This window comes from Rhodovulum viride, assembly GCF_003265965.1.
Lineage (GTDB): Bacteria > Pseudomonadota > Alphaproteobacteria > Rhodobacterales > Rhodobacteraceae > Rhodovulum > Rhodovulum kholense.
Map to the genome: position 1 here is coordinate 1 of NZ_MUAV01000112.1, position 1,009 is coordinate 1,009.

The 1,009-nt window shown below is 70.1% G+C and carries 1 protein-coding gene; it reads left to right on the forward strand.

Annotation, left to right across the window (positions count from 1 at the left end; genetic code table 11):
* Positions 1-919, forward strand: a 919-nt coding sequence (locus BYZ73_RS21280; protein ID WP_220086883.1) for a hypothetical protein, incomplete at its 5' end; no start/stop codon positions are given.
* Between the last annotated feature and the right edge of the window lie 90 nt (positions 920-1,009).

Consider the following 1,009-nt stretch of genomic DNA (forward strand, 5'->3'; position numbering starts at 1 on the left):
CCGCGCGGAGGGCGCCATGCGCCAGCTGGCGGCATCGGCCCCCCAGGCGGGCTGGATGTCGGGGGCCATCGCCGAGGTGAAGACCCTCGCCACGGCCCTCTGGGATGCGGCGAAGGCGCGGGCCGCGGCCGAGACCGCGGCCAATACCGATGCGGCGGGCAACCCGATCCTTCCCGGCGTGAGCCGCACAAGCCGCCCGGAACACGCCCCGCCTGGCACCGGCGGCGTCGAGTGGGGCACGCCCCCCAAATCTGTCGGCGGGGGCGGCGGCGCGAACAAGGTGCAGACCGAACTGGACGCCTTGCAGCAATCCCTGATGACGCAGGAAGAGGCGCAGATCGCCAGCTATGCCCGCCAGCAGGAGGTGCTGCAGCAGGCGCTGGACCAACGGCTCATCACCCAGCAGGAATATGCCGCGTTGATGGAAGACACTCAGCAGCAGCATCAGGACCGCATGGCCCAGATCGACGCCTATCGCTATGGCAACGGGCTGCAGATGACCGAGGCCTTCCTGGGCGACATGGCGTCGGCCTTCGCCACTGGCGGCGACAAGATGGTGAAGATCTCCCGGATCTTCGGCGCCGCGCAGGCGCTGATCAGCACCTATGTCGGCGCGGCGAAGGCTCTGGAACTGCCCTTCCCGGCCAACATCGCCGCCGCCGCGAAGGTGATCGCCGCCGGCATGAGTTTCGTCTCGGCGATCAAGGGCGGGTCGAAATCGGCCTCTGGCGCCAGCGGGGCCGCCTCGGCCGGGGCCGCAGCCCAGGCGGCGGCCCCGGCGCCCCAGCGTACCGCCACCATCAATGTGCAGGGCGACGTCATCGGGCGCCAAAGCGGCGAGGCGCTGGTCAAGGCGCTGAACGAGGCCTTCGGCGATGGCTATCGCCTCAATCTCGACTGGCAGGGCGCCGCGCGCTGACCGCGCGAAACGATCCCCCGCAGAAATGGAGCGCAAGAGTGGCAGTGACCTACACGCCCGGGCACGCGGCTGCGTCGCCCTATCCGATGA